The organism is Neorhodopirellula pilleata (assembly GCF_007859915.1).
GTDB lineage: Bacteria > Planctomycetota > Planctomycetia > Pirellulales > Pirellulaceae > Rhodopirellula > Rhodopirellula pilleata.
The window spans coordinates 1-13,716 of sequence record NZ_SJPM01000046.1 but is presented as its reverse complement, the minus strand read 5'-3'; the positions used below and the strand labels follow the sequence as shown (position 1 = coordinate 13,716).

Here is a 13,716-nt window from a genome sequence, read left to right as displayed (position 1 = left end):
GAGCGTATATTCTTAGCCATCCTTGGCCCTTTGAGTATTGGTTTGGTGTGAGAACCTCCAATTTCTCTGAGGGCCTTTTTCGTGGCAAGATCAATTTTGAAGTGATAGGCAATCGCCTAAAGTGCAGGAAGAAAAAGAAGACACCAAAAATCCGTGTCAACACCAAACTTTTAGCAGCCCAGCGCTAGCCCCGGTTTTTGCGACGGAACCGTGGCTAGCGGGCTGTTGATCTAATCGTAACCCGAAGCGTGAGCGAGGGATTCAGCGCCATTAAAACCTCTTAATGTGTCCCTCGCTCACGCTTCGGGTTACGATGCAAACTAAATCAACAGACCGCTAGCGCCAAAACGGCTAATCCTAAAATTAAAGTTGGACAAAGCACTAGCGCGAGATAGCGGCCGTGCGAGCGATGAGCGCGACGGCTTCCGCTACCGTGTTCACATTCAGTTTTCTCAAGATGCTCTGTCGGCGTCGATCCAACGTCCGTGGGCTTAGCGTCAACGTGTTCGCAATTTCCTTATTGGTCAGCCCTGAAACGATGCATTCGAGCACTTCGGCCTCCTCAGCGGTGAGAAGTTGTTTCATCGCCGTTGCTTTGGTTAAGGAAGCATTATTCTTTCGAAGCTCGCAGGTATGGTTCGTCGCCCGTTTCACGGCGGCGATTAGCTCTTCCTGAGTAAATGGCTTTTCCAGCAACGTGAACGTCCCTTGTTCCATCAGTCGCACGGCGGTTTTCACATCCGCAAACCCGGTCATGATGACGATGGAAACCAGCGGGTCGCATTGCCGTATCCGTTGGAAGAGTTCTTCACCATCGACGTCAGGCATTTTCAAATCAGCGACCACACAATCGACCACGCCGGGCCGAAGTTGATTGAGCAATTCGATCCCCGATTGATAGTAAGAACCCTCGATTTCACCGGAGTTCTCTAAGATCTTGCGAACCAAATCGAGGATAAGATCGGAGTCGTCGACAACGTAAACAATCGTTTTCTGCATCTTGCATCCGTCGAGTTTACGAGTGGGATTTGGCGAAGCAATCGAGTGTGCTGGACCGGAAGCATCTCAAGATCGTATCATACCCGAGGCATGCATGGCGTGTTCCAGAACCGGTTTCTTTTTCTTGGTTGGAGGTGATCAATCGTCCACAGAAGACCTTTTATGAGCGATGCTGAATTCCACTGCGTTTCTCACTGATTGCGGATACCTAGCCTATACTTGGTATGTCGCATTCGATGTCCAGTTCAAAGACGGGCACCTAGTCTCTTCGCGGTCGTTCGGTTAGCAGCTTTGAACGTGACTCGAAACCAAGGCCGTTGAAGAACCTAGCAGCAACAATTCCGTTATCGGCGTACTGGCCACTGACAGTGACTTCGATATCGCGGGTGGCTTCGGTGATTACAGTCGGTGTCACGTTGACCGTAAAACTCCTCGCGCCAACGATCCCCATGACTCGATTTGCTTCTTCAATCGCATCAGCGGCTGTTCCACCAGGAACAATCGCCTTTCTCGCGGCTTCATAAGCAGCGTTGTCCGCTGTGTGACGAATCACAACTTGCCAACCAAACTCAAACACAGCAAGAAGTAACGTAAAGAGAATCGGTGTAACGACGGCAAACTCCACCATGGTCGCGCCAAGGCGTTTGCGTCGGTTTTGTTTGGAATTATGATTTAGCATTGGTTTCTTCAACTTAGTTGGTCAGCATAACGGGCAAAGTTTGTGCGATTTCGCGAAATGCGGCGTTCAAGTCGCCTGCATCGTCCGCATGAATGTGCTTACCACCGGTGATTCCTGCCACTTTCTGCATCAACGCCTGGTCGGCCGTGACGCTGAAAGTGATGGTGTGTACGACGATGTTTTCTGCCTTCGCTTGTTGGGCGATGATGTCCGGACTCGTGCCTTCGTTATGTTCACCATCGGTTAGCAACACGATCGTTGGGAATGCGAAAGGACGTGAGCCAGCCCCCTTCACGGCGGCGATTCCCTGTTGCAGTCCCGAGCCGATCGCGGTGGCCCCCGCAACACCTAACGCGGCCATTTGATTAATCGGACCGAGAAGAGCGGCGGTATTCGTCGACAGTGTCGAATGGATCTGCGCCTCGGGAAACGTATACGTGTACCGAGTCTGTCCTCCACAAAGCGACGACACGCCTGAACAGGGATTAATAATAGGGTCACCCGTAACCGGGTCACTGCCGATTACCCGCGGACAGCACTTGCATCGGACGACAATGTTGCTGCTGTAGGATGCCAAACACACTAGTTCTTGCTGGGGCGTCTTGTTCAGTTCGTTAATGAACACGTTGACCGCGCGGACGAGCGCCGCGAAGCGAGAATTCGCCGGAACCGGCCCACAACGTTCGTTCGTGAATCCGCCTTGGATCGGAAACATCATCGATCCTGATCGGTCGATGACAAGGCATATGTCTCTGTCCAAATTCGTAGCCGTTGACGGAAGCGTGAATTCAACATCAGAAACACCTGATATTGCGGAGAAAAATCCGGTCAAACCACGATTTCCTCTTGTGGATCCGGTGACCTGGACCGAGTTGGGACGAGAGCTACCGGCGGTGAATTCGAATCGTGAGTTGACTCCGTTGCGTTGTCGTGATTCTCCAATTCGAACACTTTGAGGTGAAAGCGCCAGAGGTTCGCCCACGATCGTGTTTCTTGACGCGACGTCGATTGCAGCCGACACTGCTGCAGCTTGGCTTTGCTCCATCGAGAGCTTTCTTGCGCCTGCCCGCGAAGCAAAGTCAACGGCGGTCCGCAGCTCCGAACGGATAAGCTGAGCGTTGGCGAGATAAATACCGAAGCCCGCAATCATCAGCAAGACCGGAAGCATGATCGCAAGCAGCGGAACAATGACACCACGACGAAGGTCCTTCGACGTTGGGCAAAGCCGCAGTAGCGATGAGTCGCGGAAGAGACTGGAATTAGCAATGCCTGACGACGGCTTGTGCGATTCCCGTTGGCCGGAATTATTCATTTGATCGATATTGGAGATAGCGAGAGTCGGGAATGTGCGGGGAAGGAGGTCTCTAGGAAGCGACGGCGTTTATTGTGGTTCGGTTTCCTTCATCACAACGGCTTCAGCTTCCAGCTGAGTCGCTGTAAATAGCCGAAAAATGGCGATGCTATTCGAATTCGATGGAGCCGTGACTCGCACCGTAAATAGGTCGCCCGCCGGGATGCGTGGTAGGTCGCCGGGGATCACCGAGATTTGTGCACCCTGAATTCGACGCTGGTCCAAGATTTCTTGGGCGGCAGCTATCGCCTCCGTCGCCGTGGCCGCTGGCTGCACACCATGATGAGCGCCTTCGTAAGCTGCAATCGCAAGCGATTGCTTTACAAAGATCAGCGACCCTAGTTCAATCAATGCTACCGAGAGTAGAATGAGGACCGGTGCGCATATTGCTAACTCGACAGCGGCAATTCCTCGCCGATCGCTCGGACGAAGTTGCGATTTTTCCCCGTGGCGTTTATTACTTATCGACCGACTGGATTCTCGATTGATGCTAAGTGCATGAAGTTGGTCCCGGTGGTTTGATTGGATGATGAGCATGATTTTCAACGTGGCCTCATGAGTATTGCTGTTGTCGTCGACATTTCCGGGATCGGTTTAGTAACGGGAACCATGTACTGTCGACGGATCTTGCGGGGACACGCTGGGAACAATCTGAGGGCTTACTTGAGATGCTCGTAACAATTGCAGAAGCGTCTGAACATCTCTGGCAAGTGACTCGTCGACGTCGGAACTCTTGACGGGCGTTGGGGACGCCTGACTTTCTTCCGGTACCCGTACAACCCGCGTGTCAATTATCATCTGAACAAGCAAGTTGATATCAGAGATCAGCTCGGCATGACTGTCATCTTTCCTCGTTTTGAGCAAGTTAACTTCACCACCATCGGCGAGAGTTCGGATCATCCGTCGAATCCGAGGGATCGGACCAAAAATGCGGTTGGACAACCGCAAAAAGTCATATACGAAGACAGGCCCCAAGCATGCCAAAGTGGCCAATACGGGTGCAAACGATTTCAACCCTTCAATTGCGTTATCCTCCCAACTTCCAAACGGATTCCGGCAGAAGTGAATGATGCCGGAAATTAAAAGACTCGCGCAGGTGAATAGTACCCAGTGCCCGATCGCCTTACGAACGATTATGCCTTGTGTATTGATGTCAACGATCATTTTAGAGCGATCGTTACGCTGTTTTTTGACTTTCATTCCGTGCTCAATTCGGTCCGTGCTGGGGAATCGTTTTTTTTGAGTTGCGAAAGTCTAGGTCGCGAAAGTGAGCCAATAAGATGATTATTAAAAACTTCTATTTGACCTGACTCGAATCTAGAAGAAGTTAAAAGCAAGTGGCTCCCGATTTGCCAATTCTCTTTTATTGGGTGAGTCCATGCGTTGACGCGACGTCCTGTCGTGCGACTGAAGTGTCTTTACCGATCGAAGGGGCGAGTGTTGCTCGCGGCGGCGGATCCCTCGACTGCGGCCGAGATTTACGGCGAGGGTGTCCGCTTGACACCTTCGCGAACTCCAACACAAGAGCGTAACGGGTTTCATTTGCCCGGTGGATTCGAGATCCGATTGTTCGTGTTGCCCGTCAATTGGTCGACAATCAGGGCAAAACCCGGACGTTACTCAAGGAGACTGTCGAAGTCTGCATTGCGAGTGATTGTTTGCTGATGCCGGACAATTTTCGCAGAATCATGAGCGATTTCAATAGCTAGCTGACCTGCTCGCGTTCCTCAAGCGTTGCGGTGTCTGAGTCGGTGCGCGTCGCATCCGCAAAACCATGAGGTACCGCTTGCTGGTCGGCGGTGATGATCGTCATTTGAATGAGCTGTCCGAGCGTGTAGGGTTCGATGATGGGGAGAGTCAAGTCGATCGTCGGGTATCCGCTTGATTGCATGGAGCGGTTGAATCGATTGATTTGCCAGTGCAATTGATCGTGATAGGTTTGACCAGGCTTGTCCGCCAGAATGACCGGATCGGTTCGGTGGGAACGGACTCGCCAATGAATCGTACAGGGTGGTTGAGCTGGATTCGTTTCGGCATGCGGATTGAGGGATCCCCCCCATTGCTGAAGCGACCTCAACGAATGCTCCCAAACACGGATACTCGGTATGACCTCCGGGTGTTTGGCAGCCCAACACCGAATGATAGACTCGTACCGCCGAACGAGATTTTGTTGACACGGGGCCGAGCCAAAGTGCGTGTTCATCGCGACCGCTCCTTCAAGCAACTTCATGCAATCCAGCCCCAAGAATGCGGCCGGCAACAGCGTCGCTGTTGACAAGGCGTTCGATTCGCCCCGCAAATCGCGATCAAGCTCAAAGGTAAACTTCGGTTGGATTCCTGCGCAACCCTGCTCAACGGAGACACCCTTGTGGACGATCGGGACGACCAATCGAGACAACCATGAATCGGTGCGATCGGGCGACATCCGACGCAGGCATTCGACAAAAGGCGGCAGTGCCGCGATCGCCGGTTCCGCTTGGTCGTCCAGATGAATCAGTATGGCGAATCGTCGCTCGGCTTGCGATGTCTCGTCGTCCGCCGCCCGCAGTCGTTCTAACAAGGAGGCGGTTGCATCGTTGTCGTAACCATCGCCGGCGAAGTAGACCCGTGGTTTGCATCCTCGTTGGGCTCGCGAAAGTTCATTGTGATAGGGGTCGCAACAGGCCTGCATCAAACCTTCAAAGGCGAGCGTCGACCGTCGCGAACCTAAAACGACGATCGCATCGATGTGTTCGTGGAGGCCGTTGGCGACATGAAAGACGCGTCCCAAGTCGGATGATCCCCGACGTTTGACGTACTGATCAAGTTGTTGCTCGGGAAGACGAAAGCAAGGCCGGTTCTCGAGTCGTTGCAAACGCTCCGAGTGCGCCGTTTCGGTTGCGCCGAAGGCGAACAGGTCCGCGTCGGAGCAGAGCGAGGCGGATGAATCCAGTTCGAGGGAGATCATTGAAGATTGAAGATTGAAGATTGAAGATTGAAGAGTGAAGAGTGAAGAGTGAAGAGTGAAGAGTGAAGAGTGAAGAGTGAAGAGTGAAGAGTGAAGAGGTGGTGCGCGCTGATTGGGGTGTGTCAAGAAAAAACGGGATTGGTTTTTTCAAAGTTTTTTCGGCGGCATCGTTCAGGCCTGTCGATCGCCTAAGGCGTTGCGAACGTTGCAGACGGTACGGACTTGAGTCGTTCTTGAATCGATTGTCAATGTTTTTTGTGGAGTCGGGGTCGGGGTGTCCGATATCTCCTATAGCACCGGAGACTACGGACCAAAGGATCACGGAGCCTTTGCGGTTAAGGTTCACTTTAACGCATCGGCACAACTGTCCGCCCTTTCAATCCCGTTTCCAATTTCGATTCGCCGATTCCCGGTTCGCATGAACCCCTCCCGGTTCTTTTGAACCTTTAGCCGGAATGATCGCGACCGAGAAGTGCCAATCGAAACCTTCCCAAATAGAAAAATCCATGGAGTCCCATACGATGAACCGTATCCTCGTTCCTGCTGTTTTGGCCGTTGCTATCGTCGCTTCAAGTGCTTCCAACGCAAGCGCCTTCGGTCACCTTAAATCCCTGTTCGGTGGTGGTTGCGACTCCGGTTGCGACGTCGCCTGTGAGCCCGTTTGTGGCTGCGAGCCCGTTTGTTGCGAGCCGGTCTGCGGCTGCGAGCCTGTCTGTGCTCCTAAGATGGGCCTGCTTCAAAAACTGTTCTCGTGCAAGAAGAGTGCTTGCGACACCGGTTGCTGCGAAATCGCTGAGCCAGTTTGTGGTTGCGAGCCAGTTTGCTGCGAGCCAGTTTGCGGTTGCGAGCCGATTTGCGAACCAGTTTGCGGATGCGAGCCAGTTTGCTGCGATTCGAAACCTTGCCGTCCCTTCGGCGGTTTGTTCGCTCGCTTGTTCGCCAAGAAGAGCGCCTGCGACACCGGTTGCTGCGAAATTGCTGAGCCGGTTTGCGGTTGCGAGCCAGTTTGCGGTTGCGAAGTTCCTTGCGGCTGCCACTGAGCTGAACGGCTGAACTAGCCTTCATCTTTCGGCGAGACGGCCATCACCCTCCCTCTAGAGGTGGCCGTCTCGCGTTCAAAAATGCGTTCGATTGATCCGCACTCGAATCCGCTCAATGACGACCCTCGACCCCGAGATAACTCGGAGCCGGGGGTTTTTCGTTTTAATGGCTTTTGTTACTCCGCTGGCTGTCGATTGTGGCGGGGCTGTGTTCTTGCTAAGCTGGTTAGCTGGCCGGAATAGGCGATTCAGGGCAAACGGCGAGATTGATCGGTTTCTCAGATCAATCCACCAATTATTCTGACATCCGGCGGAACCGTTTTGCGTCGGTCGCGTACGGCCGTGCGGTGATCGAACGAATGCCGAATGAACGAATGCCAAATTAGCATTCGTCAACTCCCACCCCACCTTCGAAGGAAACCCTAGCTACATGAACTCACGAACCAATCGCCGTCGCTTCCTCGGCCAGTCGGCAGCCCTGACCGCAGGTGTCGGATACTTCTCGGGAACCTCATTGGCGGCCGACACGAAACCACAATCGGCGCTCAACGCATTGTCGGCCGGATGCATCGGCGTCGGCGGCAAGGGCGGCAGCGATACCAGCCACATCGGCGAGCAAGGCGTCGCGATCGCTGCGTTGTGCGATGTCGATCGTGACACATTGACCAAGAAAGGTCGGGAGTTTCCCGACGCGAAGCAATTCGACGACTTCCGCGAAATGCTCGATCAAATGGGCGACAAGATTGACATCGTCACCTGCAGCACGCCTGACCACACCCATGCGGCCGCTTGCGTCAAAGCCATGAACATGGGCAAGCACATCTACTGCCAAAAGCCGATGACTTGGTCGATTCGTGAAGCTCGCTTGATGCGCGAGACCGCCGAAAAGACCGGCGTGATTACTCAAATGGGCAACCAAGGTTCGAGCGAAGACGGATTGCGTGAAGCCGTTGAAGTCATTCAAAGTGGCGCGATCGGCGACGTGACCGAAGTTCACATTTGGTCCAACCGTCCCGTTTGGCCTCAAGGTGGCGGCCGGCCGGCCGGTGAAGACCCCGTGCCAGCATCGCTCAACTGGGAAGCCTGGATCGGCCCCGCCCCGATGCGACCCTTCAAAGAAGGTGCTTATCATTCGTTCAACTGGCGCGGTTGGGTCGATTTCGGCACCGGCGCTTTGGGCGATATGGCTTGCCACACGACCAACATGCCGGTCCGAGCGCTGAAGTTGTGGGATCCTGTCGCCGTGACTGCGGTGAAGAACCCTGGCATCGTCGAAGGCGAACAATATCCCGGCAGCAGCTCGTTAATGTTCGAATTCCCCGAACGCGATGGATTGCCGGCTTGCAAGTTCTACTGGTACGACGGAGGCAACCTGCCGTCCGACGAAGTCCTCTCGCAAACACCGGAATCGTTCCAGAAACGAATTGCCGAACAGCGGGAAGGCGGACGCAAAACCAGCGGCGCATTGATCCTTGGTAGCAAGGGTGCGGTTTTCTCGCCGGACGATTACGGTGCGAAGTATTACTTGTTGCCCGAATCGGACTTCGCCGATTACCAACCGCCGGAACAAACGATCGCCCGAATTCCGCACAAGGCTGGTGGTGACCAACGTCACAAATGGGAATTCGTTCAAACCTGCAAAGGGCTCTACGAACCGGGCACGTTCAGCGGATTCGACATCGCCGGTCGCTTGACCGAAACGATCCTCGTGGGCAACCTGGCCATGCGTGCGGGCGAAGGCCAACGGATCGAATGGAACGCCAGGGACCTGACCAGCCCGAACGTGGAATCGGTCAATCAGTTCGTCGGTCGCGAATACCGCAGCGGCTGGGAACTCGGCTGAGTTCGGCCGCCGATAGCACGCCGCCGATTGGATCCTACCACTTAAGGCGGCTGGGCTGTTCAAAATTTGGTCTTGCGATATTTTCGTTCTCCGCAACTTCCTGTCACCTCTCCCAGCGAAGCTGGGGGAGGTCGGATCGAGCGAAGCAAGATCCGGGAGGGGGCTTCCCCAGGGCAAACCAAGCCGATTCAACCAAACAACGCCCGTGCCCCCTCCCTCGAGGACTCCTGAACGTCGTCGCTCGACCTCACCCAAATTGCGGAGACTGCTGATTTAATTAGCCGTTTTGGTGTTAGCCACGGTTTCGGCATTGCAGAACCGGGGCTAACGCCCAAACGACTGATCTTCAGTCGGTGTTTTTAATTAAATCAGCAGTCTCCTGCGTTCGGGAGAGGTGACAGGTGGACAAGAAACTGCTGGGAGAAAAAAGGAAAGACAACGAGTCAACACCGAATTTTGAACAGCCCAGGGAATGGTGTCATAGAATCATCAACGAGGTCGGCTCAAGAAACGTGATTGCGAGGCTCAACCCCATGTCATCGATCGTCAACGAGAACCGGACACCCTACGCGTCAATGGTGCCGCCACTGGAAAGTGGCGACATCTTAGACGCGGGAGAGTATTGGCGACGATGCTCGGCGATGCCCGAGAAGGTAAAGGCAGAGCGGATTAATCGAAAGGTTTATCTGATGAGTCCTTTGCGAGCGGTTCATCATGGCAACCCTCACGCGTTGCTTGCCGGTTGGCTGATTCACTACTGCATGCATCACCCGACGCTTCGGGTTTCCGATAGCGCAACGATTCAATTGAATCTTGACAATGATCCACAGCCGGACCTGTGCGTGATCCGAGAGGGCGGTCAAACCCATTTCAACGATGGCTACATCGTCGGTCCCCCGGAAATGATCGTCGAAATAGCCGGGTCATCAGCCAGTTACGACTTCGGTGAAAAGCGATACGTCTACGAGCAAGCGGGCGTTGGCGAGTATCTGGTGTTCGAAACCATCGAGGGACGCATCGCGTGGTGGCGGCACGACAATGGTCGCTACGTCGATATTTCGCCGTCGGATGGGATTTATCGCAGCGTTCTGTTTCCTAGATTGTGGTTGGACGCCGACGCGCTGCGTGCCGCTGACACTCTCAAGTTGATCCGCGCGCTCGAGCGGGGGATGGCACGTTAATCACAAACCGGAATCACAAAATATCGGGACTTGATGAATCGTTCACTTTGGCGTTTTGGAATCGCGACGGGGTAGGACCCAATTCTTTCGAGGGTAGTGGCACGTGTAGCCGCGTGGATTGCGAACGAGGTAGTCTTGGTGCTCCGGTTCGGCTTCCCAGAAATCCCCGACCGGCTCGACTTGCGTGACCACCTTACCCGGCCACAATCCGGAGGCATTGACGTCGGCGATCGTGTCTTCTGCTACTGCTTTCTGTTCGTCGCTGGTGTAATAGATCGCCGAACGATACGACGCCCCGATATCGTTTCCTTGGCGGTTTTTGGTGGTCGGGTCGTGAACCTGGAAAAAGAACTCCAGCATCTTGCGGTAGTTTGTTTTTGACGGGTCATAGATGACTTCGATGGCTTCGGCGTGATTGCCGTGATTGCGGTAAGTCGCGTTGGGAATGTCTCCACCGGTGTATCCGACGCGGGTGGCTAGAACGCCGGGTTGCTTCCGGAACAGATCTTCCATCCCCCAAAAACATCCGCCCGCTAGAACGGCTCGTTCGGTCCCTGGCTTGGATTCGTCCGCATTCGTTTTGACCAGCGTCAGGTCCTCGTTAGCAATCGAGAGACTGTCGCCCGATCGGTTGGATTGCGTTGAAACCGATGCAATGACGGCAGCTCCAAGGAAGATCGCGCCGGCCACCCAAATAGGCCAAGATGTGGTGGGCGAAGATGTCATGAAAATGGCTCCGGTGATTGGATCGAATGGAATCTAGTACTTCATCCACATTTGACTTTAGGGTGTCAGCAACGTGGCTCGACGGTCCTCCGTCGAGAATCACGGTGGGGGACCACCGTGCCACGATGATAAGCACCCTGAAATCAAGTCGGAACAAAGCACTAGGAAAAGAACAGACTACTTGATGTTAGCGGACTGCCAATGAGTGATGGCGGTTTGCGGCGACGATCCGCCTCGGATTGAGTTCGGAAATCGGCTCGTCCGACATCGACAGGGTGATGTCCGGTTCCCATTGACTGCATCGTCCGCGACAATCCGTTTTCGCCGATCGACCGTTTTCCTTCTTCAACGGATTGCCACCATGACCGCCTCCGCTACCACCAAACTACCCTCGCGAAACGAAGTTCCCGAACAGGATTGTTGGGATTTATCGAGTCTTTACCGAACCGAAACCGATTGGCAGGCAGATTTTGACAAGATCGCCGGCCAAATCGAGCGGTTCGAAACCTACCAGGGGCGGTTGGGCGAATCCGCTGATACCCTGCTCGAGTTCTTGGTGTTTGACTTGGCGTTTGACCGCGTGGCGGAGCGTTTGGGGACGTATGCGTTTTTGAAAACCACCGAAGATCAAGCTGATAGTGATCATCAAGCCCGCAAGCTTCGGTTTCAAAACCTCGCGGTCAAAGCGTCGCAGGCGGCCAGTTTCGTTCGTCCGGAGCTGTTGCAGATTTCAGAGGAAAAGATGAGCGAGTTTCTTGCCGATCCGAAACTCGCCGATTTTCAACTTCAACTTGAACGGATCGTACGCTATCGCCCTCACACATTGACCGATCGCGAAGAGCGTTTGTTGGCCATGCAGGGCGAGATGGCCGGCGCGGCCGGGAACGCGTTTCGGCAACTCAATGATGCGGATTTAAAGTTCGGCGAATTGACCGATCACGAAGGCCGAACGATCGAACTCGGACACGCGACACTGAGCCAGTTCCTGCAGAGTCCTGACCGAGGCGTTCGCAAGGCAGCCTTCGATCAGTATTACACCGTGTTTGATGATCACCGCAATACGCTCGCCGCGACGCTGGCAGGTAGTATTCATCGAGACGTCTATTATGCGCGAGCTCGCAATTATGCGAGCAGTCTTGAATCGTCTCTCTTTCACGACAATGTACCGACTTCGGTTTACGACAATCTGATCTCTGCGGTGCGAGACTCATTGCCCGCCGTGCATCACTATTTTGACGTCCGTCGCCGCAAGATGGGATTGTCGGACATACACCACTATGACACCTATGTGCCGATTCTTTCGGACGTGAAGAAACACCATACGTGGGACGAAGCGGTCGAGGTGATTTTGGAATCGTTGCAACCACTCGGCAGTGAATACGTCGGTGCGTTGGAAACCGGCTTGCGAGGACGTTGGTCGGATCGCTACCCAAACCGTGGAAAACAAAGCGGCGCGTTCAGTTGCGGTTCCTACGACGCCGACCCGTTCATCTTGATGAATTTCAAGGAGGAAGTGCTCAACGACGTCTTCACATTAACGCACGAAGCCGGCCACTCGATGCACAGTTGGTACTCGGCGTCGCACCAACCATTTCAGTACTACAACTACACGATTTTCGTCGCGGAAGTGGCCAGCACGTTCAACGAGCAGTTGTTGACGCAGCACATGCTCGAGCGAGCCCAAGACGACACCGAACGCGCCTACCTGATCAACAATGAATTAGATAGCTTACGGGCTACCGTCGTCCGTCAAACGATGTTCGCCGAATTCGAAAAGATCACGCACGAGATGGCCGAGGCGGGCGAACCCCTCACCGTCGCATCGATGCGTGCGGCATATCGGGAATTGCTCAACGCTTACTTCGGTCCCGAATTCGCAGTCGACGAAGCGTTAGAACTCGAGTGCTTTCGAATCCCACATTTTTACCGCGCGTTTTATGTCTACAAGTACGCGACGGGTCTGAGCGCGGCAGTCGCATTGAGTCGCCGGGTGCTCAGCGGCGGTCAAGCGGAACTCGACGACTACCTGAGTTTCCTCAAAGGCGGATGCAGCCAAGATCCGTTGGATTTATTGCGTGGGGCAGGGGTCGATATGACGCAACCCGATGCGGTCAAGACAACGCTCGACCATTTCGCCGACTTGACTCGCCAACTCGATGAGTTGATTTGATTTGCCGCTGGCCAAAGGGACTGGCCCCTTCCTCCCGACCTGAGCATTCCCTACCTCGATCGCGATCGGAATCGTCAGCTTAATCATCAACGCTTTGCTGTGCGTTCATCTTTCTATGCCATTCGGTCGTTTAGAGGGATGAGGTATTCTGGATGGGCAAGCGTAGCTTTCATTTCTTTCGACTCGAAGATCGCGTACTTCTGTCCGGCGAGGGCAACGAAGCGATGGAGGCGATCGTGGCTGATCCCGGCGTGATGGAAATGCTGCAAGCCGAAATCGATGCGATGGAGGCCGCCGCCGCTGCGGTCGGCTCCGTTGCGGGAGAAGCAACACCTTCCCAAGACGAACTTTCGGAACCACCGGAACAGTCCGATCTACCGGATGTTTCGCGGCTCGACGCTACCAAGCCGATCGAAATCATCTTCGTCGATGCTGGAGTTCAAGATGCCGATACATTGATCGCCAACCTTCGAGACAGCAACGCCGACACTCAATGGCTGATCGTGCATTTGGGCGCCGAACAAAACGGCATCGATCAGATCACTCAAACGCTGACATCAATGTCAGGCGTCGACGCGATTCACTTACTCTCTCACGGTGACGGCGCGGGCGTCGTCCTAGGCAACACGAAGCTGACCGTGGGTTCGGCGCCTTCGTATGCCGGCGACATCGCCGCATGGGGACACGCCTTGGACGCCCAAGCTAATCTATTGATCTACGGTTGTGACCTCGCCCGCACTACGGAAGGTCAAGACCTGATCGAGATGCTGGCGATTGTTT

12 protein-coding genes are annotated in these 13,716 nt (G+C 54.3%); 5 read left to right on the top strand and 7 right to left on the bottom strand.

Annotation, left to right across the window (positions count from 1 at the left end):
• Nucleotides 1-188: hypothetical protein (locus tag Pla100_RS32090; RefSeq protein WP_231603808.1), on the top strand; the 188-nt coding region annotated here is incomplete at its 5' end.
• A 193-nt stretch (nucleotides 189-381) separates the two neighbouring features.
• On the opposite strand, the gene Pla100_RS29810 is transcribed toward Pla100_RS32090, so the two are convergent.
• The 6 genes from Pla100_RS29810 to Pla100_RS29785 all read right to left on the bottom strand — a co-directional run bounded on the left by Pla100_RS29810 (nucleotide 382) and on the right by Pla100_RS29785 (nucleotide 5,976).
• Nucleotides 382-999, bottom strand: a complete 618-nt coding sequence (locus Pla100_RS29810; protein WP_146582972.1) for a response regulator transcription factor — start codon at nucleotides 997-999, stop codon at nucleotides 382-384.
• A gap of 259 nt (nucleotides 1,000-1,258) precedes the next feature.
• A complete protein-coding gene (locus tag Pla100_RS29805) occupies nucleotides 1,259-1,678 on the bottom strand; it encodes a TadE/TadG family type IV pilus assembly protein (RefSeq protein ID WP_146582970.1) in 420 nt (139 codons plus the stop codon).
• A gap of 13 nt (nucleotides 1,679-1,691) precedes the next feature.
• The gene (locus Pla100_RS29800) at nucleotides 1,692-2,990 is read right to left on the bottom strand and encodes a vWA domain-containing protein (RefSeq protein WP_146582968.1); all 1,299 of its coding nucleotides are present in this window, start codon (nucleotides 2,988-2,990) and stop codon (nucleotides 1,692-1,694) included.
• 69 nt (nucleotides 2,991-3,059) lie between these two features.
• Nucleotides 3,060-3,566, bottom strand: coding sequence for a TadE/TadG family type IV pilus assembly protein (locus Pla100_RS32275; RefSeq protein ID WP_146582966.1), 507 nt, complete (start codon nucleotides 3,564-3,566; stop codon nucleotides 3,060-3,062).
• A 57-nt stretch (nucleotides 3,567-3,623) separates the two neighbouring features.
• A complete protein-coding gene (locus Pla100_RS29790) occupies nucleotides 3,624-4,229 on the bottom strand; it encodes a hypothetical protein (RefSeq protein WP_146582964.1) in 606 nt (201 codons plus the stop codon).
• A 505-nt stretch (nucleotides 4,230-4,734) separates the two neighbouring features.
• Nucleotides 4,735-5,976: a hypothetical protein gene (locus Pla100_RS29785; RefSeq protein ID WP_146582962.1), complete on the bottom strand. Its 1,242-nt coding sequence runs from the start codon at nucleotides 5,974-5,976 to the stop codon at nucleotides 4,735-4,737.
• Nucleotides 5,977-7,446: 1,470 nt separating this feature from the next.
• Here Pla100_RS29785 and Pla100_RS29775 point away from each other — a divergent pair.
• Nucleotides 7,447-8,859 (top strand): Gfo/Idh/MocA family protein, encoded by a 1,413-nt coding sequence (locus tag Pla100_RS29775; RefSeq protein ID WP_146582958.1) that lies wholly within the window; start codon nucleotides 7,447-7,449, stop codon nucleotides 8,857-8,859.
• Nucleotides 8,860-9,392: 533 nt separating this feature from the next.
• Nucleotides 9,393-10,040, top strand: a complete 648-nt coding sequence (locus Pla100_RS29765) for a Uma2 family endonuclease (RefSeq protein WP_146582956.1) — start codon at nucleotides 9,393-9,395, stop codon at nucleotides 10,038-10,040.
• A gap of 42 nt (nucleotides 10,041-10,082) precedes the next feature.
• Here the strand turns inward: Pla100_RS29765 and msrA are convergent, their stop codons facing one another.
• The gene (msrA, locus tag Pla100_RS29760) at nucleotides 10,083-10,766 is read right to left on the bottom strand and encodes a peptide-methionine (S)-S-oxide reductase MsrA (RefSeq protein ID WP_146582954.1); all 684 of its coding nucleotides are present in this window, start codon (nucleotides 10,764-10,766) and stop codon (nucleotides 10,083-10,085) included.
• A 361-nt stretch (nucleotides 10,767-11,127) separates the two neighbouring features.
• On the opposite strand from msrA, the gene pepF reads away from it, so the two are divergent.
• Together pepF and Pla100_RS29750 are read left to right on the top strand one after the other, a co-directional pair.
• A complete protein-coding gene (gene pepF, locus Pla100_RS29755) occupies nucleotides 11,128-12,936 on the top strand; it encodes an oligoendopeptidase F (protein ID WP_146582952.1) in 1,809 nt (602 codons plus the stop codon).
• Nucleotides 12,937-13,088: 152 nt separating this feature from the next.
• The coding region (locus Pla100_RS29750) for a DUF4347 domain-containing protein (protein WP_146582950.1) at nucleotides 13,089-13,716 on the top strand (628 nt) is incomplete at its 3' end.

Bases quoted from the DNA above. Each gene is read 5' to 3' on its own strand.
- Pla100_RS29800 (WP_146582968.1), bottom strand. From the start codon at position 2,990: ATGAATAATTCCGGCCAACGGGAATCGCACAAGCCGTCGTCAGGCATT.
- pepF (WP_146582952.1), top strand. From the start codon at position 11,128: ATGACCGCCTCCGCTACCACCAAACTACCCTCGCGAAACGAAGTTCCC.
- Pla100_RS32275 (WP_146582966.1), bottom strand. From the start codon at position 3,566: ATGCTCATCATCCAATCAAACCACCGGGACCAACTTCATGCACTTAGC.
- Pla100_RS29805 (WP_146582970.1), bottom strand. From the start codon at position 1,678: ATGCTAAATCATAATTCCAAACAAAACCGACGCAAACGCCTTGGCGCG.
- msrA (WP_146582954.1), bottom strand. From the start codon at position 10,766: ATGACATCTTCGCCCACCACATCTTGGCCTATTTGGGTGGCCGGCGCG.
- Pla100_RS29810 (WP_146582972.1), bottom strand. From the start codon at position 999: ATGCAGAAAACGATTGTTTACGTTGTCGACGACTCCGATCTTATCCTC.
- Pla100_RS29790 (WP_146582964.1), bottom strand. From the start codon at position 4,229: ATGAAAGTCAAAAAACAGCGTAACGATCGCTCTAAAATGATCGTTGAC.
- Pla100_RS29785 (WP_146582962.1), bottom strand. From the start codon at position 5,976: ATGATCTCCCTCGAACTGGATTCATCCGCCTCGCTCTGCTCCGACGCG.
- Pla100_RS29775 (WP_146582958.1), top strand. From the start codon at position 7,447: ATGAACTCACGAACCAATCGCCGTCGCTTCCTCGGCCAGTCGGCAGCC.
- Pla100_RS29765 (WP_146582956.1), top strand. From the start codon at position 9,393: ATGTCATCGATCGTCAACGAGAACCGGACACCCTACGCGTCAATGGTG.